Annotated in this window: 24 protein-coding genes and 2 tRNA genes; 17 read left to right on the forward strand and 9 right to left on the reverse strand. The window is 59.4% G+C overall.

Annotation, left to right across the window (positions count from 1 at the left end; all coding sequences use genetic code 11):
* Nucleotides 1-24 precede the first annotated feature (24 nt).
* From PMI29_RS18170 to PMI29_RS18155, 4 genes are all read left to right on the forward strand, one after another.
* Nucleotides 25-378 (forward strand): MGMT family protein, encoded by a 354-nt coding sequence (locus PMI29_RS18170; protein WP_007996888.1) that lies wholly within the window; start codon nt 25-27, stop codon nt 376-378.
* Nucleotides 379-422: 44 nt separating this feature from the next.
* Nucleotides 423-1,982: an AmpG family muropeptide MFS transporter gene (locus tag PMI29_RS18165; RefSeq protein ID WP_007996890.1), complete on the forward strand. Its 1,560-nt coding sequence runs from the start codon at nt 423-425 to the stop codon at nt 1,980-1,982.
* Nucleotides 1,983-2,125: 143 nt separating this feature from the next.
* Nucleotides 2,126-3,841, forward strand: coding sequence for a proline--tRNA ligase (locus PMI29_RS18160; RefSeq protein ID WP_007996891.1), 1,716 nt, complete (start codon nt 2,126-2,128; stop codon nt 3,839-3,841).
* A gap of 19 nt (nt 3,842-3,860) precedes the next feature.
* The gene (locus tag PMI29_RS18155) at nt 3,861-4,814 is read left to right on the forward strand and encodes a hypothetical protein (protein WP_007996893.1); all 954 of its coding nucleotides are present in this window, start codon (nt 3,861-3,863) and stop codon (nt 4,812-4,814) included.
* Between the two features lie 129 nt (nt 4,815-4,943).
* Here the strand turns inward: PMI29_RS18155 and dinB are convergent, their stop codons facing one another.
* Complete coding sequence (gene dinB / locus PMI29_RS18150; RefSeq protein ID WP_007996895.1) at nt 4,944-6,005, reverse strand: DNA polymerase IV; 1,062 nt, start codon at nt 6,003-6,005, stop codon at nt 4,944-4,946.
* 301 nt (nt 6,006-6,306) lie between these two features.
* Here dinB and PMI29_RS18145 point away from each other — a divergent pair.
* The 4 genes from PMI29_RS18145 to PMI29_RS18130 all read left to right on the forward strand — a co-directional run bounded on the left by PMI29_RS18145 (nt 6,307) and on the right by PMI29_RS18130 (nt 10,909).
* Nucleotides 6,307-6,383, forward strand: a tRNA-Met gene (locus tag PMI29_RS18145).
* Between the two features lie 232 nt (nt 6,384-6,615).
* A tRNA-Met gene (locus PMI29_RS18140) sits at nt 6,616-6,692 on the forward strand.
* Between the two features lie 279 nt (nt 6,693-6,971).
* Entirely contained in the window at nt 6,972-9,614 is a 2,643-nt protein-coding gene (mprF, locus tag PMI29_RS18135; RefSeq protein ID WP_007996896.1) for a bifunctional lysylphosphatidylglycerol flippase/synthetase MprF, read from the forward strand.
* Nucleotides 9,614-10,909, forward strand: a complete 1,296-nt coding sequence (locus PMI29_RS18130; protein ID WP_007996897.1) for a virulence factor family protein — start codon at nt 9,614-9,616, stop codon at nt 10,907-10,909. Before mprF ends, PMI29_RS18130 begins: the two co-directional genes overlap by 1 nt.
* 246 nt (nt 10,910-11,155) lie before the next feature.
* Here the strand turns inward: PMI29_RS18130 and PMI29_RS18125 are convergent, their stop codons facing one another.
* Nucleotides 11,156-13,057, reverse strand: a complete 1,902-nt coding sequence (locus tag PMI29_RS18125) for a potassium transporter Kup (RefSeq protein ID WP_007996898.1) — start codon at nt 13,055-13,057, stop codon at nt 11,156-11,158.
* Nucleotides 13,058-13,350: 293 nt separating this feature from the next.
* Between PMI29_RS18125 and rimO the strand changes: the two genes are divergently transcribed.
* The 6 genes from rimO (at nt 13,351) to tsaA (ending at nt 18,616) form a co-directional block, all read left to right on the forward strand.
* Nucleotides 13,351-14,688 carry a 30S ribosomal protein S12 methylthiotransferase RimO gene (gene rimO / locus PMI29_RS18120; protein ID WP_007992720.1) on the forward strand — a complete coding sequence of 446 codons (1,338 nt, stop codon included), beginning with the start codon at nt 13,351-13,353 and terminating at the stop codon, nt 14,686-14,688.
* Nucleotides 14,689-14,800: 112 nt separating this feature from the next.
* Nucleotides 14,801-15,274, forward strand: coding sequence for an acetyltransferase (locus PMI29_RS18115; protein ID WP_007996899.1), 474 nt, complete (start codon nt 14,801-14,803; stop codon nt 15,272-15,274).
* 201 nt (nt 15,275-15,475) lie between these two features.
* Nucleotides 15,476-16,186, forward strand: coding sequence for an rRNA pseudouridine synthase (locus PMI29_RS18110; RefSeq protein ID WP_007992725.1), 711 nt, complete (start codon nt 15,476-15,478; stop codon nt 16,184-16,186).
* A 76-nt stretch (nt 16,187-16,262) separates the two neighbouring features.
* Nucleotides 16,263-16,733 (forward strand): DUF1456 family protein, encoded by a 471-nt coding sequence (locus PMI29_RS18105; protein ID WP_007996900.1) that lies wholly within the window; start codon nt 16,263-16,265, stop codon nt 16,731-16,733.
* A 218-nt stretch (nt 16,734-16,951) separates the two neighbouring features.
* A complete protein-coding gene (locus tag PMI29_RS18100) occupies nt 16,952-17,722 on the forward strand; it encodes an SDR family oxidoreductase (protein WP_007996901.1) in 771 nt (256 codons plus the stop codon).
* 198 nt (nt 17,723-17,920) lie between these two features.
* Complete coding sequence (gene tsaA / locus PMI29_RS18095) at nt 17,921-18,616, forward strand: tRNA (N6-threonylcarbamoyladenosine(37)-N6)-methyltransferase TrmO (RefSeq protein ID WP_007996902.1); 696 nt, start codon at nt 17,921-17,923, stop codon at nt 18,614-18,616.
* Between the two features lie 182 nt (nt 18,617-18,798).
* Here the strand turns inward: tsaA and fpr are convergent, their stop codons facing one another.
* Entirely contained in the window at nt 18,799-19,578 is a 780-nt protein-coding gene (gene fpr / locus PMI29_RS18090) for a ferredoxin-NADP reductase (protein ID WP_003443014.1), read from the reverse strand.
* Nucleotides 19,579-19,725: 147 nt separating this feature from the next.
* Here fpr and PMI29_RS18085 point away from each other — a divergent pair, with 147 nt between their 5' ends.
* The gene (locus PMI29_RS18085; protein WP_007996903.1) at nt 19,726-20,652 is read left to right on the forward strand and encodes a LysR family transcriptional regulator; all 927 of its coding nucleotides are present in this window, start codon (nt 19,726-19,728) and stop codon (nt 20,650-20,652) included.
* Here the strand turns inward: PMI29_RS18085 and PMI29_RS18080 are convergent.
* From PMI29_RS18080 to PMI29_RS18070, 3 genes are all read right to left on the reverse strand, one after another.
* On the reverse strand, nt 20,649-21,011 hold the full coding sequence (locus PMI29_RS18080) for a diacylglycerol kinase (RefSeq protein ID WP_007996906.1): 363 nt from the start codon (nt 21,009-21,011) through the stop codon (nt 20,649-20,651). The two genes, PMI29_RS18085 and PMI29_RS18080, sit on opposite strands and share 4 nt — an antisense overlap.
* A gap of 75 nt (nt 21,012-21,086) precedes the next feature.
* Nucleotides 21,087-21,737: a response regulator transcription factor ErdR gene (gene erdR / locus PMI29_RS18075; RefSeq protein WP_007996908.1), complete on the reverse strand. Its 651-nt coding sequence runs from the start codon at nt 21,735-21,737 to the stop codon at nt 21,087-21,089.
* Nucleotides 21,738-21,954: 217 nt separating this feature from the next.
* A complete protein-coding gene (locus PMI29_RS18070) occupies nt 21,955-22,713 on the reverse strand; it encodes a tRNA-uridine aminocarboxypropyltransferase (RefSeq protein WP_007996910.1) in 759 nt (252 codons plus the stop codon).
* Between the two features lie 188 nt (nt 22,714-22,901).
* Between PMI29_RS18070 and PMI29_RS18065 the strand changes: the two genes are divergently transcribed.
* The gene (locus tag PMI29_RS18065) at nt 22,902-23,324 is read left to right on the forward strand and encodes a quorum-sensing-regulated virulence factor family protein (RefSeq protein WP_007990204.1); all 423 of its coding nucleotides are present in this window, start codon (nt 22,902-22,904) and stop codon (nt 23,322-23,324) included.
* On the opposite strand, the gene PMI29_RS18060 is transcribed toward PMI29_RS18065, so the two are convergent.
* A complete protein-coding gene (locus tag PMI29_RS18060) occupies nt 23,325-23,519 on the reverse strand; it encodes a hypothetical protein (RefSeq protein ID WP_007996911.1) in 195 nt (64 codons plus the stop codon).
* Between the two features lie 481 nt (nt 23,520-24,000).
* Between PMI29_RS18060 and PMI29_RS18055 the strand changes: the two genes are divergently transcribed.
* Entirely contained in the window at nt 24,001-25,119 is a 1,119-nt protein-coding gene (locus tag PMI29_RS18055; RefSeq protein WP_007996913.1) for a TIGR00730 family Rossman fold protein, read from the forward strand.
* Between the two features lie 45 nt (nt 25,120-25,164).
* Here PMI29_RS18055 and recX read toward each other — a convergent pair whose 3' ends face one another.
* Both recX and recA read right to left on the reverse strand, forming a co-directional pair.
* Nucleotides 25,165-25,632, reverse strand: coding sequence for a recombination regulator RecX (gene recX / locus PMI29_RS18050; protein WP_007996914.1), 468 nt, complete (start codon nt 25,630-25,632; stop codon nt 25,165-25,167).
* Between the two features lie 8 nt (nt 25,633-25,640).
* Nucleotides 25,641-26,699, reverse strand: a complete 1,059-nt coding sequence (gene recA, locus PMI29_RS18045) for a recombinase RecA (protein WP_007996915.1) — start codon at nt 26,697-26,699, stop codon at nt 25,641-25,643.
* Nucleotides 26,700-26,772: the final 73 nt, after the last annotated feature.

A 26,772-nucleotide genomic window follows, 5' to 3' on the forward strand; every position in this document is an offset into this window, starting at 1 on the left:
CAAACCTCTTTAGGACTGACGGACGTGACCGATCCAACCGATGAACCCCAGAGTGCAGCGCAAATCCGACGCACGGCGCTGTATTTGACACTTGCACAAATACCCGAGGGCAAAGTCGTCAGCTACGGCCAACTGGCCGAGCTTGCCGGACTGGGTCGCGCCGCGCGCTGGGTCGGCCGCACGCTCAGCCAATTGCCGGGCGACAGCAAGTTACCCTGGCACCGTGTTCTGGGAGCAAACGGGCGTATCAGCCTGCCGGCGGGCAGCCCTTCGGGTGATGAGCAGCGCGCACGATTACGCATGGAGGGAATCAGCATCCTGAATAATCGTGTTGATATTCAGCGCCATGGCTGGCGCCCGGTAGAGCACAGCGGTTAGAGTGCGCGCTTTGTTTCCGTATTTCTTGAGGCAGACTCCAGCCCATGCCCCGTAAAACCTGGCGCGCCGCGCTCGCCGCTTATGCCAGCCCTTCGACACTCGTGCTGTTGCTGCTCGGTTTCGCCGCCGGCCTGCCCTACATGCTGGTATTTTCGACGCTTTCGGTCTGGCTGCGGGAAGCTGGCGTCGCTCGTGAAACCATTGGCTATGCAAGCCTGATCGGCCTGGCGTATGCCTTCAAATGGGTCTGGTCACCGTTGCTCGACCAATGGCGACTGCCATTGCTCGGCAAACTCGGTCGACGACGATCCTGGCTCGTGCTGTCCCAGGCACTGGTCATCCTCGGCCTGATCGGGATGGGTTTCTGCGACCCGCAAAAGCATTTGTCCTGGCTGATCGCCATCGCCGTGGTCGTCGCTTTCGCCTCGGCGACGCAAGATATTGCGGTAGACGCCTATCGCCTGGAAATCGCCGAAGACAATCGTCAGGCCGCACTGGCCGCCAGCTACATGTCCGGTTACCGGGTCGCTGCGTTGCTGGCTACTGCAGGCGCGCTGTACTTCGCCGAAGGCTTTGGCTCCACCGGCTTCAACTACAAGCATTCGGCCTGGGCCGGCACTTACATCCTGTTCGGAGTGCTGATGGTCCCGGCACTGCTGACCTCCCTGTTCATGCGCGAACCACCCGTGCCGTTGCGCACGCAACTGCAGGCCGGGCGCTACAGCTTCGTGCATCAACTGGCCTCGGTGTTCGTGCTGATCATATTGCTGGTGTCCGTGCCGGCCATGTTCACCCAGTTCTACAACACCGACTTCGCCAGCGTACTGTTCCAGGGCGTGAGTCTGCTTGACCTGTTGCTGGAGGACCGCGCCTTCCTGCGCGCGATTCTCTACACCACCCTCACCGCCCTGTGCCTCTCGGCCATGGGTCGTCGCGGCCTGGCGCCAGTGCTGACACCGGTCAACGACTTCATCCTGCGATACCGCTGGCAAGCGCTGCTGCTGCTCGGCCTGATTGCCACCTACCGGATGTCCGATACGGTCATGGGCGTGATGGCCAACGTGTTCTATATCGACCAGGGCTTCACCAAAGACCAGATCGCCAGCGTCAGCAAGATTTTCGGCCTGATCATGACCCTGGTGGGTGCCGGCATGGGCGGCCTGCTGATCGTGCGTTTCGGCATCCTGCCAATCCTGTTCATCGGCGGCGTGGCATCCGCTGCAACCAACATCCTGTTCCTGCTGCTCGCCGACATGGGCCCCAACCTGAACATGCTGGTGCTGACCATCTCCCTGGACAACTTCAGCTCAGGTCTGGCGACTTCGGCCTTCGTCGCCTACCTTTCGAGCCTGACCAACCTCAAGTTCTCCGCCACCCAATACGCCCTGCTCAGCTCGATCATGCTGTTGCTGCCACGCCTGATCGGCGGCTACTCCGGGGTCATGGTGGAAAAATTCGGTTACCACAACTTCTTCCTGATCACAGCCCTGCTGGGCGTTCCGACACTGCTGTTGATCGCCTTGCACTGGTTCCAGGAGAACCGCCGCGCAGGTCCGACACCTACACCGGAACCGGTGCAGACCCCGGTCGTCGAAGAATCGTAGGCTCTTAACGCAGGAAAAATCGCGGAGGGCCGTGTGAATCGCGCCCTCCTGCCACACCACCGACCGCATGCCTGTACGCCAGCGGATCTCGCCCGTACAATGCTCCGTCATTTCTCGTCATCAGCAATCGATAACGGCCAACCATGCGCACCAGTCAATTTTTGCTCGCCACACAAAAAGAAACGCCTTCCGACGCGGTCGTGATCAGCCACCAGCTGATGCTGCGCGCCGGCATGATCCGCAAACTCGCCTCGGGCCTGTACACCTGGCTGCCGATGGGCTTGCGGGTAATGCGCAAGGTCGAAGCCGTCGTTCGTGAAGAAATGAACGCCGCCGGTTCTCTCGAAGTGTTGATGCCGAGCACGCAACCGGCCGAGCTGTGGCAGGAATCCGGGCGCTGGGAAGAGTACGGCCCTGAATTGCTGCGCTTCAAGGATCGCCATGGCCGCGACTTCTGCGCCGGCCCGACCCACGAAGAAGTCATCACTGATCTGATGCGCAACGAGTTGAGCAGCTACAAGCAGCTGCCGATCAACCTGTACCAGATCCAGACCAAATTCCGTGATGAAATCCGCCCACGCTTCGGCTTGATGCGCGGCCGCGAATTCATCATGAAGGACGCCTACTCGTTCCACGCAGACCAGCCTTCTCTGCAAGTCACCTACGACCGCATGCACCAGGCCTACTGCAACGTGTTCACCCGTCTGGGCCTGAAGTTCCGTCCTGTTGAAGCCGACAACGGCTCCATCGGCGGCGCCGGTTCCCACGAGTTCCACGTGCTGGCCGAGTCCGGCGAAGACGATATCGTTTTCAGCAACGGCTCCGACTACGCCGCCAACATCGAAAAAGCCGAAGCCGTGCCGCGCGAAACATCGCGTGCCGCTCCGACCGAAGAGCTGCGTCTGGTCGATACCCCGAATGCCAAGACCATTGCGCAACTGGTCGAAGGCTTCAACCTGCCGATCGAGAAAACCATCAAGACCCTCGTGGTGCACGCAGAAGAGAAAGGCAAGCTGATTGCCCTGATCATCCGTGGCGACCATGAGTTGAACGAAATCAAGGCCGCCAACCAGCCAGGCGTTGCCAGCCCCCTGGTCATGGCTTCGGAAAGTGAACTGCGCGACGCCATTGGCGCCGGCGCCGGCTCCCTCGGCCCGTTGAACCTGCCGCTGCCGATCATCATCGACCGTTCGGTCGAATTGATGAGCGACTTCGGCATCGGTGCCAACATCGACGACAAACACTACTTCGGCGTGAACTGGGAGCGCGACCTGCCTGTTCCGACCGTTGCCGACCTGCGCAACGTCGTGGCCGGCGACCCGAGCCCGGACGGCAAAGGCACCCTGGAAATCAAGCGCGGCATCGAAGTCGGGCACATTTTCCAGCTGGGCAACAAGTACAGCAAAGCGATGAAGTGCGAAGTGCTGGGCGAGAACGGCAAGCCGGTCACCCTGGAAATGGGCTGCTACGGCATCGGTGTGTCTCGCGTGGTGGCGGCTGCCATCGAGCAGAACAACGACGAAAACGGAATCATCTGGAGCGACACCCTCGCGCCTTTCCAGATTGCCCTGGTGCCGCTGCGCTACGAAACCGAACAGGTTCGTGAAGCCACCGACAAGCTGTACGCGGAACTCACCGCTGCCGGCTTCGAAGTGCTGCTCGATGACCGCGACAAGAAAACCAGCCCGGGCATCAAGTTCGCGGACATGGAGCTGATAGGCATTCCACACCGGATCGTGGTCAGCGATCGCGGCCTGGCCGAAGGCAACCTGGAATACAAGAGCCGTACCGAGGCCGACGCACAAGCGCTGCCGGTCGCCGACGTGCTGTCGTTCCTTCAGGCCCGCATCCGCCGCTGATACCAGATATAGAGGCGTCATGTTCAAGCGAAACACCTTAGGCCTCGGTGGTGCCGCCTTGTGCGGCACCCTGCTGGTCAGCGGCTGTGCCAACCACATGTCACAACGCAGCGAGCAAGAGGAACGGATCGAGCGTAAATTGCTCGATCACAGCCTGCAAATCGATGTCGGTGAGCCCAAGGTGCTTGAGCTGCCGCAAAGGCGGGTGAAAATCCACGAGCAGAAGACTTTCGAAGTCACCGAATACGAAGTCACGCGTCACTACGACCGCTATACGCCGTACCAACCCTGGCGGGAGATTTACGAAATCCCGCTGGGCGCGGTGGCCGTGGTGGCAGGTATCGGTGCCAACGTGGTCAACGTGTTCACCCTCGGCAATCTGCCGGACAGCGTGACCAAGGACTGGCTGAGCTACGGCTTCGCCGGGCTCAACCCGTTCATGAACGTGCAGTCCCACGGCCGCGCGCAGCAAAACCTGGCCAGTATTGGTGAAGTCCAGCGCGACAAACGCACGGAGTACTCGAGCCTGCCCTGGAGCGAGCGCCCGGTTGAGGTCAAGGCCGGCAAGGAAACCTTCGAACTGAGCACCGACAAAAACGGCGTGTTACGCCTGAATCTGTTGGACAGCCCGTTCGCCGAACATGACATCAATCATCTGAGCCGATTGCTGATCCGTGTTGAGGATGCCCAGGGGAACGTGCACAACGATTCCACCCTGACCATCAGCAGCAATTTGCGCAGCAAGCTCTATGAAGCCCATGGGTTGATTTATGACGACCTCGAAGGTGATGAAGTCAATCAGTGGGTCCACCGGGTCAAACGCCTGTCGGAGCTGGGTCTTGAAGAAGAAGCCAGCGAACTGGAACAGAGCCTGATCGAACTGACACGCAATGATCCCGAATTGCAGACCGAGTTTCTGAAGTCGCTAGCCCGCAATGGCGAGCGGCTGGTGGCGAATCCGGGGCTGAACTAAAAGCCAAAAGCTTCGTCGGATCGCCGCCCGGAGTAAGCCCGCTCCCACAGTTGATCACGCGGTCCATTGTGGGAGCGGTGGTGCGGCGATCCGACTTGCTCGCGAAGGCGCCTCACATTCAACACTAAACTACCGCTCAAACAACTCCATCTGCTCGAACCCGCCCCGCAAGTCCTCCAACCGCACGCCCACGCCCAACAACCGAACCGGTTTACCGCCACGATTGAAGGCCTGGGTCAGCATCAACTGATAACTTCCCAGATCCCGCCCTGCCCCAGCCTGCTCCAATGTCGTCTGCGTGAAGTCGTGAAATTTCACTTTGACGAATGGCTTGCCAGGCCGATAACTGCTGTCTATTCGCGTCATGCGACCAGCCAGGGTTTCCAGCAACTCGGGCAATTTATCCAGGCAACTCACTAGATCCGGTAGATCCACGTCGTAGGTATTTTCGACACTGATCGACTGACGACGACTGTCGTTGTGCACCACACGATCATCAATCCCACGGGCCAGGCTCCAGAGTCGCTCACCAAAGCTGCCGAACTCTCGCACCAACGCCAACTTGTCCCACTCGCGCAATTGCAGGCAATCGGTGATACCCAGTTTGCCGAGCTTGTCGGCGGTGACTTTGCCGACCCCGTGCAATTTGCTCACCGGCAAGCCACTGACAAAGTCCTCGACCTGGTCCGGTGTGATGACAAACAGGCCGTTGGGCTTTTTCCAGTCACTGGCGATCTTGGCCAGAAACTTGTTCGGCGCCACTCCCGCCGACACGGTGATATGCAATTGGTTGGAGACCCGGCGCCGGATGTCCTGGGCGATTCGCGTTGCACTGCCGCCGAAATGCGCGCTGTCCGACACATCGAGGTACGCCTCGTCGAGCGAAAGCGGCTCAATGATTTCGGTGTATTCGCGAAAGATCGTGTGAATTTCCCTGGACGCCTCTCTATAAGCATCCATGCGTGGCTTGACGATGGTCAGGTCCGGACAAAGTTTCAAGGCATGCCCGGAGGACATCGCCGAACGCACCCCGTACGCTCGCGCCTCATAATTACACGTGGCAATCACCCCGCGCCGATCCGCCGACCCGCCCACCGCCAATGGCTTACCGGCCAGGCGCGGGTCGTCGCGCATCTCAATGGCGGCGTAGAAACAGTCACAATCGACGTGGATGATCTTTCGCTGAGTCATGGCAAAGCAGTGTTCATGGCAAGGAAAAGGCGTATTGGTGTGACGGACATCCAGTATCTCACCGACACCTGTATATAGCACCAGTAGTCTGAATGTTCTTTTCGACTCGTGGGAAATATCATTGGTAAATTTATTTTTTCAATCGAAAAAACATTCGCGATAGAGCCGCAGGCCTTGCCCCGCCTGCCTCACAGGCTGACGACCCCGCCCCTCGGCAAGCTAACCGATTGAAGCAAAACAGGTTTTATCGGAATTGACGGTTGACACCCCGGCGTATCTCTATAGAATGCAGCCACACAGACGCGGGATGGAGCAGTCTGGTAGCTCGTCGGGCTCATAACCCGAAGGTCGTCGGTTCAAATCCGGCTCCCGCAACCAAACATCAAAAAAGGCTACTCGAAAGAGTGGCCTTTTTTGTGCGCGCTCGTTTTGTAGCGCCGAACGCAGGAACACGGGCTGGACACTCAGCGACGCCGAAAGCGGAAATCGTTCTGATTCCGAAACTTAGACCATCGCTGCGACCGTTTGCCGCGATTCAACGTTTATTTGACCTGCTTCAGGATTAACGGTTGACACCCCGGCATTACTCTATAGAATGCCGCCACACAGACGCGGGATGGAGCAGTCTGGTAGCTCGTCGGGCTCATAACCCGAAGGTCGTCGGTTCAAATCCGGCTCCCGCAACCAAACATCAAAAAAGGCTACTCGAAAGAGTGGCCTTTTTTGTATCTGTTGAAAAAGTCCTTTCGCAACAATGATCTGTCACTGTGTAGCAAGCCGTTTGGGGGTCTCCCATGCGCCGGGTTCAGACTATGCTCTATCGCAGGCTGAAGCCTTCACGACTGATAACGCGCCGTCCCTGTTGCCGGGTGATAGGCGTTAATATTTGTGATTATTTTTTTCTGCAGGGATTGGTAACTTGGCTGGATACCCCCATCCTGTCGCGCACAATCCAAGAGGTGATTGATGCGCGCCAACTCGTCTGATTCACAAGACACTGTCACAGCGACACAACCGATCAAGGCTGAGCGCCTGCGTCTGCTTGATCGATTGAGCAAATACCGTCAACCCATTGGCCTGGCGGTCACCCTGCTGTTGTTCGCGATCGCGCTGATTGCCTGTCGCCACCTGTTGAGCGAACTCGACCTTTACGCGCTGCACGACTCGATCCTCGAAGTTCCGAAACCTGCCTTGATGGGCGCGCTGGGCGCAACCGTAGTGGGCTTCATCATTCTGCTCGGCTACGAATGGTCGGCCAGCCGCTATGCCGGAGTGAGCCTGACACCGCGCACGCTGGCGCTCGGTGGTTTCACGGCCTTTGCCATCGGCAATGCCATCGGTCTTTCAATGTTGTCGGGCGGCTCGGTCCGCTATCGCCTCTATGCCCGTCATGGCCTGGGAGCCGCTGAAGTCGCCCGCATGACGCTGTTCGCCAGCCTCTCGCTAGGTTGCGCCCTGCCGCCGCTGGCCGCCCTGGCGACGCTCAGCGACCTGTCTGCCGCGTCCACCGCGCTGGGGCTCTCCGAGACCTTGCTGGGCGTGGTGGCGACTGCCGTGCTCGTGTTGTTTTCGGTGCTGGCCTTAGGCATCTACCGTCGTCGGCTGCCGGAACAGCCTTACCCGGACAACCTGCTGGTCAAGGTCGGACGCCGCACCTTGCGCCTGCCCGGGCTTCGACTGACGTTCCTGCAATTGATCATCACCGCCCTGGACGTAGCCGCCGCCGCAACCGTGCTCTATCTGCTGCTGCCGGAAACTCCGCCCTTCGGCGCGTTCCTATTGGTTTACCTGCTGGCTCTGGCCGCCGGCGTGCTCAGCCATGTGCCGGGCGGAGTCGGGGTGTTCGAGGCAATTTTGCTGGCCGCGTTTTCCGACACCCTTGGCGCCGCGCCACTGGCGGCCGCCCTGCTGCTCTATCGCTTGATCTACGTGGTCCTGCCGTTGCTGGTGGCCTGCCTGCTGCTGCTGATCAACGAAGGTCAGCGTCTGTTCCAGACACGCCAGACATTGCGCGCGGCCTCAGGCCTGGCGGCTCCGATACTGGCGGTGCTGGTATTCCTGTCCGGCGTTGTCCTGCTGTTCTCCGGCGCCACCCCGGAAATCGATACCCGCCTGGAACACATCGGTTTTCTGATCCCCCATCGACTGGTCGATGCTTCGCACTTTGGCGCCAGCCTGGTCGGCGTTCTGTGCCTGTTGCTGGCCCAGGGGCTGCGTCGCCGGCTGTCGGCCGCGTGGATGCTGACCACCATTCTGTTGCTGGTCGGCGCCCTGCTCTCGCTGCTCAAGGGTTTTGACTGGGAAGAAGCCAGCCTGATGGTACTGACGGCAAGTCTGCTCGGGGTATTCCGCCGCTCGTTCTATCGCCCCAGCCGCCTGACTGAAGTGCCGTTCTCCCCGCTGTACCTGGTCGCCAGCCTGTGCGTGCTCGGCGCGTCGATCTGGCTGCTGCTGTTCGCCTATCAGGACGTTCCCTACAGCCACCAACTCTGGTGGCAGTTCACCCTCGACGCCGACGCCCCTCGCGGCCTGCGTTCGCTGCTCGGTGCCGCGGTGCTGCTGGTAGTAGTATCGCTGACTTGGCTGCTGCGCACTGCACGCCCGGTCATACACCTGCCGACGCCCGACGAACTGGAGCGCGCCAGCAAGATCCTCATGGCATCGGCCCAACCGGATGGCGGCCTGGCCCTGACCGGTGACAAGGCGCTGCTGTTTCACCCCAATGACGAAGCATTCCTGATGTACGCCCGTCGCGGCCGCAGCCTGGTGGCGCTGTATGACCCGATCGGCCCGGGCCAGCAACGGGCGGAAATGATCTGGCAGTTCCGCGACCTGTGCGACATCCACCATGCCCGTCCCGTGTTTTATCAAGTGCGCGCAGAGAACCTGCCGTACTACATGGACATCGGCCTGACGGCGATCAAGCTCGGCGAAGAAGCCAGGGTCGACCTGAAGCGTTTTGATCTCGAAGCCAAGGGCAAAGAGATGAAGGACCTGCGCTACACCTGGAACCGTGGCACCCGTGACGGCCTGTCGCTGGAAATCTTTGAGCCGGGCCACGCACCGATGGATGAGCTCAAGGTGATCTCCGATGCCTGGCTGACCGGCAAGAATGTCCGGGAGAAAGGTTTTTCGCTGGGCCGCTTCAGCGATGACTACCTCAAGTATTTCCGCATCGCGGTGATTCGCTTCGAAGGGCGCCCGGTGGCGTTCGCCAACTTGCTCGAGACCTACGGTCATGACCTGGCCAGCCTCGACCTGATGCGCGCGCACCCGGATGCCCCGAAGCTGACCATGGAGTTCATGATGGTCGGCCTGATTCAACATTATAAACATCATGGGTACGCGCGTTTCAGCCTGGGCATGGTGCCGTTGTCGGGGTTACAACCCCGTCGCGGCGCGCCATTGACCCAGCGCCTGGGCTCGATGGTATTCCGCCGTGGTGAGCAGCTATACAACTTCCAGGGCTTGCGCCGCTTCAAAGACAAGTTCCAGCCTGATTGGGAACCCCGTTATATGGCCGTGCCCGCCGGACTCGATCCGCTGGTTGCGCTGGCCGACACTGCTGCCCTGATCGCGGGCGGCTTGACCGGATTGGTGAAACGCTGATGATTCAACGCTCCTTGCGGTATGTACTGGGCACACTGGTGATAGTGGCCCTGATTCTCGGTGGCGGTTACTGGTACCTGAAACGCCCGGCACCGGAACCGACCCTCGAATGGCTGACCCCGGCCGATGGTGCGGCGATGACCCGTGTCATCCCCGGCACCACGCCACGCGCCCAGGTGCTGGTGGCGGTCAACGAAGACCAGAAACTCAGCGACAAGCAATTGATGACCCTGAGCCGCAGTGGCTCGGCGCAGATTGTCCAGGTGATCCTGCCCAAGGACTGCCTGCTGCAAAGCCGTGCCCTGCAATCAGGCCTGCGAGAACTCAAAGGCCCGGCGACCCTGGTCGGCGGCATCGGCCCGGGCGCCGTGCTGGCCTGGCGCTGGTTGTCCGAGCAAAAGGATGACAAGGCTTACGCCGTCTCGGTCGACCTGGCTCTGGAAAAGGGTGGCTGCACTCACCTGTTGCCGAAAAGCGCCGCCCACGGCCACTGGCTGGCAGCCTGGAACGACAACCCGGACGACACCAGCGCCGGTTTTGTGCGCGACCAGGTCAATGCCGAAACCAGCATCAGCGACTACGACATCAACCTGCCGCAAGTGTTGAACAACGAACTGCGCAAGATCCTCGTTGGTGGCGACAAAGCCGCTGGCGGCCTGCAGATCCCGGTGGTCGAAGTGCCGGCGGGCCAGGCCAGGGACACCGTGACCCTGTTCCTGTCCGGTGACGGCGGCTGGCGCGACCTCGACCGCGACGTGGCGGGCGAGATGGCCAAGATCGGCTACCCGGTGGTCGGCATCGACACCCTGCGCTACTACTGGCAGCACAAGAGCCCGGAGCAAAGCGCGCTGGACCTGGCTGAACTGATGCAACACTACCGGCAGAAATGGGGCACCAAGCGTTTCATCCTGACCGGCTACTCGTTCGGCGCGGATGTTCTGCCGGCGATCTACAACCGCCTGGCCGAGTCGGAGCAGAATCGCGTTGACGCAATCATCCTGCTGGCCTTCGCCCGTACCGGCAGCTTTGAAATCGAAGTCGAAGGCTGGCTCGGCAACGCCGGCAAGGAAGCCGCCACCGGCCCGGAAATGGCCAGGTTGCCAGCCGCCAAAGTGGTGTGCATCTACGGTGAAGAGGAAACCGACGAAAGCGGCTGCACCGACAAGACTGCGGTGGGCGAAGCGATGAAACTGCCCGGCGGTCACCACTTCGACGAGAACTACCCGGCGCTGGCCAAGCGTCTGGTGGACATCATCGAGAAGCGCCAGCCGAAGGAAACAGCTGCTACAGAGTGATCTGACAGCCAGCAAAATAGCCCTCGTTACCTCACGGTAGCGGGGGCTTTTTTATTCTTGCGTGCACCACACATTCCCTGTGGGAGCGAGCTTGCTCGCGATAGCGGTAGATCAGTCAGCATTTCTGTTGAATGTGGCACCGCCATCGCGAGCAAGCTCGCTCCCACAGAGGTTCTGAAGTATCCAGCGACCGTCCACAAAAAAGCCCCCGCTGCCGCAAGGCAACGGGGGCTTTTTGTGGGTCGCTTACATCTCCACCTGAGTACCCAGTTCAATCACCCGGTTCAACGGCAGATTGAAGAAACGCAAATTGCCATTGGCGTTCTGCAACATGAACGCAAACAGCGCCTCACGCCAGCGCGACATGCCTTCGAGCTTGGAGGCGATGACCGTTTCGCGGCTGAGGAAGTACGTGGTGCGCATCGGGCTGAAGTTCAGTTCATCGAGATGACACAGCTTCAACGCCTGTGGCACGTCCGGCTCATCGATGAAGCCGAAATGCAGGATCACCCGGAAGAAACCTTCGCCGTAGGCATCGACCTCGAACCGTCGTGATGGCGGCACCCGCGGGATGTCTTCGTAGACCACCGTCAGCAGCACCACTTGCTCGTGCAGTACCTGGTTATGCAACAAGTTGTGCAACAGCGCATGGGGCACGGCATCCGGACGCGCGGTGAGGAACACTGCCGTGCCCTGCACGCGATGCGGCGGTTGCACGGCGATGCTGCTGATGAAGATCGGCAGTGGCAGCCCACCTTCATCGATGCGCTCCACCAGCAATTGCTTGCCACGCTTCCAGGTGGTCATCAGCACAAACAAGGCGAAACCGGCGATTACCGGGAATGCACCGCCCTGAATGATTTTCGGCACGTTGGCGGCGAAGTACACACCGTCTACCAACAGGAAACCCAAGAGGATCGGCACCACAAGAACCGGAGGCCATTTCCACAGCAGCAGGATCACCGCGGACACCAGAATACTGGTCATCAGCATGGTCCCGGTCACCGCCACACCGTAGGCCGAGGCCAGGGCACCAGAGGATTCAAAACCCAGCACCAACAGCACCACGCCGACCATCAGCGCCCAGTTCACCGCGGCGATGTAGATCTGGCCCTGTTCGGCGCTGGAGGTGTGCCGGATGTGCATGCGCGGAATGTAACCAAGCTGGATCGCCTGACGGGTCAGGGAGAACGCACCGGAAATCACCGCTTGCGAGGCAATCACCGTGGCCAGGGTCGACAGGCCGACCAGCGGGATCAATGCCCAGCTCGGTGCCAACAGGTAGAACGGGTTACGGGCAGCTTCCGGGTCGCCCAGCAGCAAGGCGCCCTGGCCGAAGTAGTTCAGCACCAACGCCGGCAGCACAAGGATGAACCACGCGCGTGCAATCGGCTTGCGGCCGAAGTGGCCCATGTCCGCGTACAGCGCTTCGGCACCGGTCAATGCCAGCACCACGGCGCCGAGAATCGTCACGCCCATGCCCGGATGGACCATGAAGAAACGTACACCCCATACCGGATTCATCGCTTGCAGGACTTCCGGATGCTGGCTGATGCCATAGACGCCCAGTGCGCCCAGCACTAGGAACCAGGTAACCATGATCGGCCCGAACAGAATGCCGATCCGCGCGGTCCCGTGACTCTGAATCAGAAACAGCGCGACCAGCACCACCAGCGACAATGGCACCACCCAATGATCGATGCCCTCGAATGCCAGGCCCAGACCTTCAATCGCCGACAGCACGGAAATCGCCGGGGTAATCATGCTGTCGCCATAGAACAACGCCGCACCTATCAGTCCGCAGACCACCAGCAACGTGCGCAATTTCGCGTGCCCCGACGCCGCCCGCCGGGCCAGTGCGGTCAAGGCCATGATCCCGCCTTCGCCCTGGTTGTCGGCGCGCAGCACAAACATCATGTACTTGATCGACACGACCCAGATCAGCGACCAGAAAATGAGTGCCAGAATCCCCAGTACCCCGTCATGGTTGACCGGCACGCCATAACCTCCGGAAAACACTTCCTTGAGGGTGTACAACGGACTGGTGCCGATATCGCCATAAACCACCCCGACTGCCGCGACCAGCATGCCGATCGGCTTCACCGCCGAATGCTCGGCACCTGCAGCCTGACTACTTGCCTGACCCATCCACCACTCCTACTTCTCAGACCCGGGCTTCTTTGAAAGAAGCACTATGCTTTGTCGTGCAGCATGCGCTGTTTTACTTCACGTTACAGACGTTTTGTTGACAGTAAAAACCCAGTAAAGCGTAACGGCGCGAAGCATAGCGCAGCACTCGTCGTATTTCCCTGCATAAAGCTGGTCAAGTGAGCGACTCATCGCTAGAATTGCGCACTTTTTGATCAGAGGCGCAGTTCAAGCGCCCGTCCGTCGGTTTTGCCCTGCCCGGCAAGCGGCGTCACAAAACACCGAGGTTAGACATGTCCACCACTCCTGCGCCGGCCAATCCAAAGGTTGGCTTCGTATCCCTGGGTTGCCCCAAAGCACTGGTCGACTCCGAGCGCATCCTTACCCAGCTGCGCATGGAAGGCTATGACGTGGTGTCCACCTACCAGGACGCCGACGTCGTGGTAGTCAACACCTGCGGCTTCATCGATTCGGCCAAGGCCGAGTCCCTGGAAGTGATCGGCGAAGCCATCAAGGAAAACGGCAAGGTCATCGTGACCGGCTGCATGGGCGTCGAAGAAGGCAACATTCGCAACGTACACCCGAGCGTGCTGGCCGTGACCGGTCCGCAGCAGTACGAGCAAGTGGTCAACGCCGTGCACGACGTCGTGCCGCCGCGCCAGGACCACAACCCGCTGATCGACCTGGTGCCGCCGCAAGGCATCAAACTGACCCCGCGCCACTACGCCTACCTGAAGATTTCCGAAGGCTGCAACCATAGCTGCAGCTTCTGCATCATCCCGTCGATGCGCGGCAAGCTGGTCAGCCGTCCGGTGGGCGACGTGCTCGACGAGGCCCAGCGCCTGGTCAAGTCCGGCGTCAAAGAGCTGTTGGTGATCTCCCAGGACACCAGCGCCTATGGTGTCGACGTGAAATACCGCACCGGTTTCTGGAACGGCGCGCCGGTGAAAACCCGCATGACCGAACTCTGCGAAGCCCTGAGCACCCTTGGCGTCTGGGTTCGCCTGCACTACGTTTACCCGTACCCGCACGTCGACGAGCTGATCCCGTTGATGGCCGCTGGCAAGATCCTGCCGTATCTGGACATCCCGTTCCAGCACGCCAGCCCGAAAGTGCTGAAGTCGATGAAACGCCCGGCCTTCGAAGACAAGACCCTGGCGCGGATCAAGAACTGGCGCGAAATCTGCCCGGACCTGATCATCCGTTCGACCTTCATCGTCGGCTTCCCGGGCGAAACCGAAGAAGATTTCCAGTACCTGCTGAACTGGCTGACCGAAGCCCAGCTCGACCGCGTTGGCTGCTTCCAGTACTCGCCGGTAGAAGGCGCACCGGCCAATGACCTGGACCTGGAAGTCGTCCCGGACGACGTCAAGCAGGACCGTTGGGAGCGCTTCATGGCGCACCAGCAGGCCATCAGCTCGGCGCGCCTGCAAATGCGCATCGGCCGTGAGATCGAAGTGCTGGTCGATGAAGTCGACGAGCAAGGCGCGGTGGGCCGCTGCTTCTTCGATGCCCCGGAAATCGACGGCAACGTATTCATCGACAACGGCAGCAACCTCAAGCCGGGCGACAAGGTCTGGTGCAAAGTGACCGACGCCGACGAATACGATCTGTGGGCTGAACAGATCTAAACGCAAAAAATACGCAAAGCCCCGCTCTCTTGACGAGATGCGGGGCTTTTTTACGGCTATCGTTTGAGGTTGAAAGGATTCCTGTCAACCACTGCAGAAGGAGCAGACGGGCATGCGTCAGCATTCGGTCATCCACACGCCGAAACTCAGCGACTTCGAAGAATTGACCCGGGTCTGGGAGGCCTCGGTGCGTGCCACCCACGACTTTCTGCCAGACAGCTACATCGAACTGCTGAAAAACCTGGTGCTGACCCGCTACCTCGACGCAGTGATGCTGATCTGCACCAAGGATTCGAGCCAGCGCATCACCGGGTTCGCCGGCGTCGCGGCAGGCAAGATCGAAATGCTCTTCATCGACCCTGACCATCGCGGCCAGGGCCTGGGCAAGAAATTGTTGCGCTATGCCCTGGAACACCTGAACGCCGTCGAACTGGACGTCAACGAACAAAACCCGCAAGCCCTCGGCTTTTACTTCAAGCAGGGCTTCGAGGTGATCGGTCGTTCGGAAGTCGATGGCATGGGCCAGCCATATCCGCTGCTGCACATGCGCTTGCGCCAGGCCCAGCAACACTCAAAACATGCCTGACACAACACAAAACACTGTAGGAGCTGGCTTGCCAGCGATGGTGGTTAACGATAACGCGCTGTCTCAGGATAAAAGCGGCGCACTTGAATCCATCGCTGGCAAGCCAGCTCCTACAGTAAAAGCCACACAGTGCAAATGGAACCGCGATTAACCGGCGCCAGGCAGGTACAATGCCCACCCCCTTTTTGTTACGGCCCTGACATGACTGACCCGATTCGTCTCTCCAAACGCCTCATCGAACTCGTCGGCTGTTCCCGTCGGGAGGCTGAGCTGTTCATCGAGGGCGGCTGGGTCACCGTCGACGGCGTGGTCATCGACGAGCCGCAATTCAAGGTCGACACCCAGAAAGTCGAGCTTGATCCAGAAGCCAAGGCCACCGCACCGGAACCGGTGACGCTGCTGCTCAATGTGCCCGCCGGCATGGATGCAGACACCGCCATGGCCACCCTCGGCGCCGAGACCCTGAGCGAAGAACACCGTTACGGCAAGCGCCCGTTGCGTGGCCATTTCCTGCGCCTGACCGCCAGCACCGACCTGCAGGCCAACGCCAGCGGTCTGCTGGTGTTCACCCAGGACTGGAAAATCCTGCGCAAACTCACCGCCGACTCCAGCAAGATCGAGCAGGAGTATGTGGTCGAGGTTGAAGGCGAGATGGTGGCTCACGGCCTGAACCGCCTGAACCACGGCCTGACCTACAAGGGCAAGGAGTTGCCGGCGGTCAAGGCCAGCTGGCAGAACGAAAACCGCCTGCGCTTTGCCATGAAGAATCCGCAACCGGGCATCATCGCCCAGCTGTGCCAGGCCGTCGGCCTGAAGGTCGTCGCCATCCGCCGCATCCGCATCGGCGGCGTGTCCATCGGCAAAGTGCCCGTGGGGCAATGGCGCTACTTGTCCGGCAAAGAGAAGTTCTAAGGCTTCCCGCGCCACCATACCTTTCGGCGCTGCTGTTTTCGGCGGCGCCCATAGCTGAATTATCAGGACTGCACACATGATCCATAACGACGTACTGCGCAGCGTGCGCTACATGCTCGACATCAGCGACAAGAAAGTCATCGAGATCATCAAGCTCGGCGGCAAGGACGTGGCCCTGGCAGACCTGGTGACGTACCTCGACAAGAAAGAGGAAGACGAAGAAGGCTTCGTACGCTGCCCGGACGATGTCATGGCGCATTTCCTCGATGGCCTGGTGATCTTCAAGCGCGGCAAGGACGAAAGCCGTCCGCCGCAGCCGATCGAAGTGCCGGTGACCAACAACATCATCCTGAAAAAGCTGCGGGTGGCGTTCGAGCTGAAAGAAGACGACATGCACGCGATCCTCAAGGCCGCCGAGTTCCCGGTGTCCAAGCCTGAGCTGAGCGCGCTGTTCCGCAAGTTCGGCCACACCAACTACCGCCCGTGCGGCGACCAGCTGCTGCGCAATTTCCTCAAAGGTCTGACCCTGCGAGTGCGCCCGCAGTAAACCGTTCCCTGTAGTAGCGAGCTTGCTCGCGATGGATTCGACAACGCCGCGATTATCCAGCAAACGCGCGTTATCGTTATCGACCATCGCTGGCAAGTCGGAACGCCGCATCGCAGCTCCTACAAGGCCGAATGCCTCCCTATTCCGCGCGAAAATAGTGGCTCCGCTGACCGCGGCCGACGGCTAGGGTGTGAAGACCTCAGCTCTCAGGATTCGCCATGCACCCGTACTTTTCCCTGCAAGGCCGCACCGCGCTGGTGACCGGCGGCACCCGTGGTATCGGCAAGATGATCGCCAAGGCCTACGTCGAGGCGGGTGCCACCGTGTACGTCTGCGCCCGCGACGCGCAAGCCTGCCAGCAAACCGCTGACGAACTCGGAGCACTTGGACGCTGCCACGCCATTGCAGCCAACCTCGCCAGCGAAGAGGGCGTCCTGCAACTGGCCACACGCCTGGGCGAGCAGATCTCCCATCTGGACATTCTGGTGAACAATGCCGGCACCACCTGGGGCGCTCCACTGGAGAGCTACCCGATCAAGGGTTGGGAAAAAGTCATGCAGCTCAACGTGACGTCGGTGTTCAACTGTATCCAGCAATTCCTGCCGCTGCTGCGCAAGGCCGGCTCGGCGCAGAATCCGGCGCGGATCATCAACATTGGTTCGGTAGCCGGGATTTCACCCTTCGGTGAACAGGCGTATGCCTACGGGCCGAGCAAGGCTGCGTTGCATCAACTGTCGAGGATTCTGGCGCGCGAACTGGTGAGCCAGCACATCAACGTCAATGTGATCGCCCCGGGGCGTTTTCCGAGCAAGATGACCCAGCACATTGGCAATGATGAACAGGCATTGGCCGAGGATACAGCGCTGATCCCGATGAAGCGCTGGGGCCGCGAGGAAGAGATGGCGGCGCTGTCGATCAGTCTGGCGAGTACCGCAGGAGCTTACATGACCGGGAATATCATTCCTTTGGATGGCGGATTCAGTCTGTAGATCGGCGGCGCGCCCATCGCGGGCAAGACACGCTCCCACAGGTTTTATGCCATACACAAAACTTGTGTGCGCTCGAGAACCCTGTGGGAGCGGGCTTGCTCCGGGCGGCGTTCCGACGATGATGGAATGACAGGCACCGCCTAAGCAATGGTTGATCGGGTTATCATGCCCACCCTCTTCCCGCTTCGACCTCAAACCATGACCTACAGCGTTTCCCCCATCGGCTTCGTGCGCTCCTGCTTCAAGGAAAAGTTCGCCATTCCGCGCCAGCCGCAACTGGCTCCGGCCGCCCGTGGGGTGCTGGAACTGGTGGCACCGTTCGATCAAGGGGACGCGGTACAGGGCCTGGAGCAGGTCAGCCACGTGTGGCTGCTGTTCCTGTTCCACCAGGCCCTGGAGGAAAAGCCTCGCCTGAAGGTCCGCCCTCCTCGCCTCGGCGGCAACAAATCCATGGGCGTGTTCGCCACCCGCGCCACCCACCGCCCCAATGGCATTGGGCAGTCGGTGGTGAAACTGGACAAAGTCGAAGCTGGTCGCTTGTGGATCTCGGGCATAGATCTGCTGGATGGCACGCCGATTCTCGATATCAAACCCTACGTGCCCTACGCCGACATCATCGATACAGCCACCAACAGCATCGCCAGCGCTGCGCCGCTGTTGATTCCCGTGCAGTGGACGGATGCAGCGCTGCAACAGGCTCACGAGCATGCCCAGCGCCTTGAAGAGCCCTTGGTTGAGTTGATCGAGCAATGCCTGGCACAGGATCCACGCCCGGCCTACCAAACACCGGCACCCGAGCGGGAATACGGTGCGCAGTTCTGGGATCTGGATGTGCGTTGGCACTATCCCGAGGCAAACGTGATCCGGGTTCTGGAAATTGTCCCGGTAAAGTAAACCCGGAAACGAAAAAGCCCGCATAACCTTCTCAGGCCATGCGGGCTTTTCTTTGCGATACACATCTACTGTAGGAGCTGGCTTGCCAGCGATGGACTCGAGCGCACCGCGTTACACCAGAAAAAACGCGTTATTGTTGACGACCATCGCGAGCAAGCTCGCTCCTACAACGTGACCTGCGGTCACTTCTCGACGAATGCACGCTCGATCAGGTAATCACCCGGTTCGCGCATCCGCGGCGAAACCTTCAGGCCGAAGCTGTTCAGCACTTCGCTGGTCTCGTCGAGCATGCTCGGGCTGCCGCACAGCATGGCGCGGTCGTCCTGCGGGTTGATCGGGGGCAGACCGATGTCGCTGAACAGCTTGCCGCTGCGCATCAGGTCGGTCAGGCGACCTTCGTTCTCGAACGGCTCGCGGGTCACGGTCGGGTAGTAGATCAATTTGTCACGCAGCGCTTCGCCGAAGAATTCGTTCTGCGGCAAGTGCTCGGTGATGAACTCGCGGTAAGCGACTTCGTTGACGTAACGCACGCCGTGGCACAGGATCACTTTTTCGAAACGCTCGTAGGTTTCCGGATCCTGGATGACGCTCATGAACGGCGCCAGACCGGTACCGGTGCTGAGCAGGTACAAATGTTTGCCAGGCTTCAAGTCATCCAGCACCAGCGTGCCCGTAGGCTTCTTGCTGATGATGATCTCGTCGCCTTCCTTCAGATGCTGCAACTGCGAAGTCAGCGGACCATCAGGCACCTTGATGCTGAAGAACTCGAGATGCTCTTCCCAGTTCGGGCTGGCAATCGAGTAAGCGCGCATAAGCGGGCGGCCGTTGGGCTGTTGCAGGCCGATCATCACGAACTGACCGTTCTCGAAGCGCAGGCCCGGGTCACGGGTGCACTTGAAGCTGAACAGAGTGTCGTTCCAGTGATGAACACTGAGGACACGCTCGTGGTTCATGTTGCTCATGTACGTGGGACTCCTGGAGATTTGTCTGCGCGTGTTCGGCGCCTGCTCTGCAAAAAAGCCAGCTCTGCGCAATTGCATCGCATTCTAAAGGCAGACACAATATCTGTTAAATGGATTATTAAGATAAGGGTTATCGGTTATATCGATATGCGATTTACTCTCCGTCAACTTCAAGTGTTCGTCGCCGTCGCCCAGCAGGAAAGCGTGTCCCGTGCTGCGGGTCTGCTCAACCTCTCGCAATCGGCGGCGAGCACCTCGATCACCGAGCTGGAGCGCCAGTGCAGCTGCCAACTGTTCGACCGTGCCGGCAAACGGTTGAGCCTCAACGCCCTCGGTAAACAACTGTTGCCGCAAGCTGTCGCCCTGCTGGATCAGGCCAAGGAAATCGAAGACCTGCTCAACGGCAAGTCCGGTTTCGGTTCACTGGCCGTGGGCGCGACCCTGACCATCGGCAACTACCTGGCCACCCTGTTGATCGGCGGCTTCATGCAGCGCCATCCGGAAAGCCAGGTGAAGCTGCACGTACAGAACACTGCCAATATCGTGCAGCAAGTGGCCCACTATGAAATTGATCTGGGTCTGATCGAAGGCGACTGCAGTCACCCGGACATCGAAGTACAAAGCTGGGTCGAGGACGAGTTGGTGGTGTTTTGCGCCCCTCAGCATCCGTTGGCCAAGCGCGGCACGGCCACCATGGACGAGTTGAGCCACGAAGCCTGGATCTTGCGCGAGCAGGGCTCCGGCACGCGGTTGACCTTCGATCAAGCCATGCGCCATCACCGCACTTCTTTAAATATCCGGCTAGAGCTTGAGCACACCGAAGCGATCAAACGCGCAGTGGAATCAGGTTTGGGGATTGGCTGCATTTCCAGACTGGCTTTGCGCGACGCATTCCGCCGCGGCAGTCTGGTGCCTGTCGAGACGCCGGATCTGGATCTGGCGCGACAGTTTTATTTCATCTGGCATAAACAGAAATATCAGACATCGGCGATGCGCGAATTCCTCGATCTGTGCCGCGCCTTCACCGCCGGGGTTCAGCGCAGCGACGAGATCGTGCTGCCGACGATCGCTTAGAGCAGAATCACCGCCCACACCAGGGCGATCATGCTCAATGCCACGAACTGGGCGGCACTGCCCATGTCCTTGGCATTCTTGGACAACGGGTGCCGTTCAAGGGAAATGCGGTCGATGGCCGCTTCCACTGCCGAGTTGAGCAACTCGACAATTAGCGCCAACAGGCATACCGCGATCAACAACGCCCGTTCGACCCGGCTGACATTCAGGAAGAACGACAACGGAATCAGGATGACGTTGAGCAATACCAATTGCCGAAAGGCGGCTTCTCCGGTGAAGGCTGCGCGCAGGCCGTCCAGCGAATAACCGGAGGCATTGAGAATTCGTTTCAGGCCGGTCTGGCCTTTGAAAGGTGACATAGAGTGGGCAACTGACAAAAAAGAAGTGGGAAAGCTAGTTCAACCAAAGTCAAAAAAGCGTGAAGTTGCCAGCCTTTAATGACTGGAAATTGACTCAAGTTGTTGCAAGAGCAGCGCGGCCTGGGTCCGGGTCCGCACATTCAGCTTACGGAAAATCGCGGTGACGTGCGCCTTGATAGTCGCCTCGGAAACACTCAATTCGTAGGCGATCTGCTTGTTCAGCAAACCTTCACAGACCATGGTCAACACCCGGAATTGCTGCGGCGTCAGACTGGCAAGGCCTTCGCTGGCCGCCTTGGCCTCATCGGAGACGCTGACCGATTCGAACGCCTGCGGCGGCCAGAACACGTCACCATCGAGGACTGCACGCACGGCTTTCTGGATCACACTCAAGTCGCTGGACTTGGGAATGAAGCCACTGGCGCCGAATTCACGTGACTTGACCATAATGGTCGGCTCTTCCTGGGCTGAGACCATGACCACCGGAATCTGCGGGTACTGACCGCGCAGCAGGACCAGCCCGGAAAAACCATAGGCCCCCGGCATGTTCAGATCCAGCAGTACCAGATCCCAATCGGACTTTTCCGTCAGGCGGACTTCCAGTTCGGCGATGCTCGCCACTTCCACCAGGCGCACATCCGGGCCAAGGCCCAGGGTCAGCGCTTGATGCAAGGCACTACGAAAAAGTGGGTGGTCATCGGCAATCAGGATTTCGTATGTGGCCATTTTTCAAATGATCCTGTTTTTCATGGGGCGCCCGATGCATTCGGACCTCGCCAAAGCAACTCAAGGCACGGCCACGGAGCTGCACTGACAAGGCACGCTCGACGCAAAAACCGCGTTGCAAACTCTGGCCGCACCCTGATCGGCGCCAAGCATGCCCAGCGAAGCCGGGGTGGTCAAGCAGCGTGGCCGGTACACTTTATTGCAGTATGGGCAACAATCAGTCCATCACTGGGGTTGCCGGCTGAACATAGGGCATCAACTCGGCGTGCGCCGGGGTCGAAACGTTCATGTCCAACTGATGTTTGGCGTCGAGGTAATGCTGGCTGAACACATCGAAATAGGCATCCAGCGCCGATGCAGCAGCCACATCGCCCGCAAGGTCGAGGCACAGCGCGGCAACCTCCGCCGTACACAGATGTTCGCTGCGGGTTGATCGGCGCAATCGGTAACGGGAGAGTTTTTCGGGCAATAAACTGAGGATCGGCAATCGGTCGAAATAGGGGCTCTTGCGAAAGATCTTCCGCGCTTCGGTCCAGGTCGCATCCAACAGAATGAACAAGGGGCGCTTCGTGCCATCGACATCCACGCTGTTTGTCACACGCTCAGGCTCGACGTACTCCCCCGGAAACACCAGGTAAGGCTGCCATTGGGGGTCGGACAACAGCGCCAGCAATGTCGGATCGACCTCGGTACGGGACCAGATGAAGGCATGGTTGTCAGGCACCACATCGGCGATCAGCCAACCGGTGTTGCTTGGCTTGAAGACTTCCTTGTTGGTCATGATCAGGCACACGCCGGAGCGGGTAGCGACCTGCGGACGCCAAGCGCACAGGCAGTGACTCTCGATCACCCGGCAGTCACGGCAACGCGGGGCGCGCCAGCCTCGGGCCTGAATCGGCTTGATGCCCTCCTCCTCGCGCTGGTCGCGCAAGCGGGCTACAGCATTCAATGCAAATCGCGTGGAGGCACGGCTCATCGCGGGCAACGCCGACAGGAAACGGAAATCGACACGAAAAACACTCGACAGAGTAAAAAGTGCCAGCAGTTTACCAGACCGCCCGGCGCAAGCCTGTACCGTCCAGCCCGCCTCCCCTATAATTCGCCGCCACTGAACGCACAGTCACGTGACGGGTCCAACCCCCATCACTGAACCAGGAGAGTTTCATGCTGCGCCTTATCGTTCCTACCGCGGCCATTTTACTGGCGTCGTCCTTCAACGCCCAGGCTGCGTCCTTGAAAGACACGGAACTGAACAAAATGCTGCAAAACGTCGCTACCCAGAGCAGCGTCGGCACTCCACGAGCGATCAACGAAGACATACTCGATCAAGGCTACACCGTTGAAGGCAAACAGCTGATCAACCATCTGAGCGTGCAGAGCAGCCACGCCGACAAGATGCGTGCAGACCCGAAAGCGGTCTACTTCCAGTTGGGAGCTTCTGTCTGCAGAAACGAAGGGTTTCGCAAGCTGATGGCCAAGGGCGCGATCATGCGTTACGACTTCACCGAGGTGAAGACCAACCGCCCGGTCGGCTCCGCAAGCTTCCAGGAATCGGATTGCCTGCAACCGGCCAAGAAGAAAAAGTAATCACCGGGAGTTGGCGCGCCGTTGTTCATCTTCGGCGCGCAATTCTGCCAGCAGCGCCTGCAAGTAATGCGAACGACGCTCCCCGCCACGCAAACGCCGGCAGCACTCCTCTTCGAGACTCAAATGATTGGTCTCGGCCGATGACTTCAGCAATCGATACAGATGCGTATCGATCTCCAGAACGACTCTGGCCATGGTTTCCCGCCTCCCTGCACTTCACTCATGTTTGAGCGATAAATCCTTAATCCGCTTGCACCGTGCGCCCTGCCGTTGACGCAAAGTTGTCGTGTGACGCCTGTAACTTAGTAAATCAGAGTGCCGCACATGCGACGTACGTTCAGACGAGCGGTGAAAGCACCTTGCAAATCGTCAATAAGCGGTTGCCAGGAAAAACTTTGTGGCGCAATGATCAAGTCAGCGAAAATTACTGCGAAGGTCTAGATTCAGGGTATCCATGTTCACTTTTTCAAGGCTGGAAAGGGGCTGGCCGTCGCTTGTCGTGTTGTGCGATTGTTTCTTTCATCCAAGGGAAAAACAGAGCCTGTTTGGATGATCCGATACCTTTCGGGTCAAGTAGATCGCCCAGGCACGGGCCTGGGCAGACAGCGACACATGAAGTGTCGTGGCACCGACGTACGTTGTCGGGCCGAGGGTTCTGTGCAGAAGGAGAAGTTGAATGCCTTACCAACCGAATGACCTCCTGAGCCGTCATTTTGAAGAAAGCGGCCATGACCTCATCAACAAGGTCGAAGAACAACTCAAGCTGATTTCACCCAACAGCCCGAACATCCCGATCTACCGCGACATGATCCTGACCGTGCTGCGCATGGCTCAGGAAGACCACAATCGCTGGAATGCCAAAATCACCCTGCAAGCCCTGCGTGAACTGGAACAGGCTTTCCGCGTACTCGAACAATTCAAGGGGCGACGCAAAGTCACCGTGTTCGGCTCGGCTCGCACCTCCATGGAACATCCGCTCTACAGCATGGCCCGGGAGCTCGGTGCCGCGCTGGCGCGCTCGGACATGATGGTCATTACCGGCGCCGGTGGCGGTATCATGGCCGCCGCCCACGAGGGCGCCGGCCTGACACACAGCCTTGGGTTCAACATCACGCTGCCCTTCGAACAGCATGCCAACCCCACTGTCGATGGCACGACCAATCTGCTGCCCTTCCACTTCTTCTTCACCCGCAAGCTGTTCTTCGTCAAGGAAGCCGATGCCCTGGTGCTGTGCCCGGGTGGCTTCGGTACGCTGGATGAGGCGCTGGAAGTGCTGACGCTGATCCAGACCGGAAAAAGCCCATTGGTGCCCGTGGTGCTGCTCGACACGCCGGGCGGCAAATTCTGGCAAGGCGCACTGGACTTCATTCACCAGCAACTGGAGGAAAACCACTACATCCTGCCCACCGACATGAAGCTGGTGAAACTGGTCTACAACGTCGAAGAAGCGGTAGAGCACATCAACCAGTTCTACAGCAACTTCCACTCCAGTCGCTGGCTCAAGCACCAGTTCCTGATTCGCATGAATCACGCACTCAACGACCAGGCACTCGAATACATGCAGGAAGCTTTCGCCGACCTGTGTCTGAGCGATCACTTCCATCAGCACGCTTACAGCGGTGAAGAGCATGACGAAGCCGAGTTCAGCCATCTGGCGAGGCTGGTCTTCAACTTCAACGCCCGTAACCATGGCCGTCTGCGCGAGCTTGTGGACTACATCAACCTGCCGGAAAACTGGACGCCATCAAAACCCCAGGTACAACAGCGCACGCGGGAGCCGTCAAAGGTTACGTGAGGTATAAAAAAACGGCCCGCTATCGAAATAGCGGGCCGTTTCAGTTCAATCGTCCATCCCTCGACCGCTGAACAGGCGATTGATCATTTCCATGGAGTATCCCCGATACGCCAGGAACCTGCCTTGCTTGGCTCTCTCCCGGGCGTCTACCGGCAATTGCCCGGAGAACTTGCGCCGCCAGGTCTCGACCAGTTGTTCCTGCCAGTCAATACCGCTCTCGCGCAGGGCGAGTTCAATATCGGTGCGCTGCAGGCCGCGCTGGCCCAACTCTTCACGAATGCGTAAAGGGCCATAACCGGAACGGGCACGGTAGGAAACGAAACTTTCGAGGTAACGGGTTTCGGACAACAACCCCTCTTCCGTCAACCGGTCGAGTGCTGTTTCGATCATTTCAGGGAGGGCACCGCGCTGACGCAGTTTACGCGTCAGCTCGACACGACCGTGCTCGCGCCGTGCGAGCAGGTCCATTGCGGTTCGCCGCACCGCGACGAGTGTATCGAGTACGGCGGTCATCGCTTCGATCAGATATCGGCGTCAGCCAGGTCGTCTTCGGTCTCTTTGACCGCAGAAGCCTTGGCGTCTGCTACCGATGCCGGGGACAGGAGCTTGTCACGCAGTTGCTTCTCCAGCTTTGCCGCGACTTCCGGGTTGTCCGCCAGGAACTTGGCCGAGTTGGCTTTGCCCTGACCGATCTTGGTGCCTTCATAGGCATACCAGGCACCGGACTTCTCAACAAAACCGTGCAGAACACCCAGGTCGATCATCTCACCGTTGAGGTAGATGCCCTTGCCGTAAAGAATCTGGAACTCGGCCTGACGGAACGGCGAAGCCACCTTGTTCTTCACAACCTTGACGCGGGTTTCGCTACCGACGACTTCATCACCTTCCTTCACCGCGCCAGTACGACGGATGTCCAGACGAACCGATGCGTAGAACTTCAGTGCGTTACCACCGGTGGTGGTTTCCGGGCTGCCGAACATCACGCCGATTTTCATACGGATCTGGTTAATGAAGATCACCAGGCAGTTGGCGTTCTTGATGTTACCGGTGATTTTACGCAGCGCCTGGGACATCAGACGGGCTTGCAGGCCCACGTGCATGTCACCCATTTCGCCTTCGATTTCAGCCTTTGGCACCAGGGCAGCCACGGAGTCGACGATGATCACGTCAACCGCGTTGGAACGCACCAGCATGTCGGTGATTTCCAGAGCCTGCTCGCCGGTGTCCGGCTGGGAAACCAGCAGGTCGTCGACGTTGACGCCCAGCTTGCCGGCGTACTCAGGGTCGAGGGCGTGTTCGGCGTCGACGAATGCGCAGGTCGCGCCGGCTTTTTGAGCCTGGGCGATCACGGACAGTGTCAGTGTGGTTTTACCGGAAGATTCAGGACCGTAGATTTCAACAATACGACCTTTTGGCAGGCCGCCGATGCCGAGAGCGATGTCCAGACCCAGAGAGCCAGTGGAGATGGCCGGGATCGCCTGACGGTCCTGATCGCCCATACGCATTACGGCACCCTTGCCGAATTGACGTTCGATCTGACCCAGGGCCGCAGCCAAGGCTTTCTTCTTGTTGTCGTCCATTAAAGTCCTCACGTAATCAATAAGGCCTGACGGCCAACACCTGTATAAGTAGCCAGTATTATTCCACAGCGTT

Origin of the sequence: Pseudomonas sp. GM49 (assembly GCF_000282355.1) — a bacterium.
Lineage (GTDB): Bacteria > Pseudomonadota > Gammaproteobacteria > Pseudomonadales > Pseudomonadaceae > Aquipseudomonas.

Bases quoted from the DNA above. Each gene is read 5' to 3' on its own strand.
- PMI29_RS18055 (WP_007996913.1), top strand. From the start codon at position 24,001: ATGCCTTACCAACCGAATGACCTCCTGAGCCGTCATTTTGAAGAAAGC.
- erdR (WP_007996908.1), bottom strand. From the start codon at position 21,737: ATGGCCACATACGAAATCCTGATTGCCGATGACCACCCACTTTTTCGT.
- tsaA (WP_007996902.1), top strand. From the start codon at position 17,921: ATGACCTACAGCGTTTCCCCCATCGGCTTCGTGCGCTCCTGCTTCAAG.
- PMI29_RS18155 (WP_007996893.1), top strand. From the start codon at position 3,861: ATGTTCAAGCGAAACACCTTAGGCCTCGGTGGTGCCGCCTTGTGCGGC.
- PMI29_RS18130 (WP_007996897.1), top strand. From the start codon at position 9,614: ATGATTCAACGCTCCTTGCGGTATGTACTGGGCACACTGGTGATAGTG.
- PMI29_RS18160 (WP_007996891.1), top strand. From the start codon at position 2,126: ATGCGCACCAGTCAATTTTTGCTCGCCACACAAAAAGAAACGCCTTCC.
- PMI29_RS18165 (WP_007996890.1), top strand. From the start codon at position 423: ATGCCCCGTAAAACCTGGCGCGCCGCGCTCGCCGCTTATGCCAGCCCT.
- fpr (WP_003443014.1), bottom strand. From the start codon at position 19,578: ATGAGCAACATGAACCACGAGCGTGTCCTCAGTGTTCATCACTGGAAC.
- PMI29_RS18110 (WP_007992725.1), top strand. From the start codon at position 15,476: ATGACTGACCCGATTCGTCTCTCCAAACGCCTCATCGAACTCGTCGGC.
- PMI29_RS18065 (WP_007990204.1), top strand. From the start codon at position 22,902: ATGCTGCGCCTTATCGTTCCTACCGCGGCCATTTTACTGGCGTCGTCC.
- PMI29_RS18080 (WP_007996906.1), bottom strand. From the start codon at position 21,011: ATGTCACCTTTCAAAGGCCAGACCGGCCTGAAACGAATTCTCAATGCC.
- rimO (WP_007992720.1), top strand. From the start codon at position 13,351: ATGTCCACCACTCCTGCGCCGGCCAATCCAAAGGTTGGCTTCGTATCC.
- PMI29_RS18070 (WP_007996910.1), bottom strand. From the start codon at position 22,713: ATGAGCCGTGCCTCCACGCGATTTGCATTGAATGCTGTAGCCCGCTTG.
- recX (WP_007996914.1), bottom strand. From the start codon at position 25,632: ATGACCGCCGTACTCGATACACTCGTCGCGGTGCGGCGAACCGCAATG.
- dinB (WP_007996895.1), bottom strand. From the start codon at position 6,005: ATGACTCAGCGAAAGATCATCCACGTCGATTGTGACTGTTTCTACGCC.
- mprF (WP_007996896.1), top strand. From the start codon at position 6,972: ATGCGCGCCAACTCGTCTGATTCACAAGACACTGTCACAGCGACACAA.
- PMI29_RS18115 (WP_007996899.1), top strand. From the start codon at position 14,801: ATGCGTCAGCATTCGGTCATCCACACGCCGAAACTCAGCGACTTCGAA.
- PMI29_RS18100 (WP_007996901.1), top strand. From the start codon at position 16,952: ATGCACCCGTACTTTTCCCTGCAAGGCCGCACCGCGCTGGTGACCGGC.
- PMI29_RS18085 (WP_007996903.1), top strand. From the start codon at position 19,726: ATGCGATTTACTCTCCGTCAACTTCAAGTGTTCGTCGCCGTCGCCCAG.
- PMI29_RS18105 (WP_007996900.1), top strand. From the start codon at position 16,263: ATGATCCATAACGACGTACTGCGCAGCGTGCGCTACATGCTCGACATC.
- recA (WP_007996915.1), bottom strand. From the start codon at position 26,699: ATGGACGACAACAAGAAGAAAGCCTTGGCTGCGGCCCTGGGTCAGATC.
- PMI29_RS18060 (WP_007996911.1), bottom strand. From the start codon at position 23,519: ATGGCCAGAGTCGTTCTGGAGATCGATACGCATCTGTATCGATTGCTG.
- PMI29_RS18125 (WP_007996898.1), bottom strand. From the start codon at position 13,057: ATGGGTCAGGCAAGTAGTCAGGCTGCAGGTGCCGAGCATTCGGCGGTG.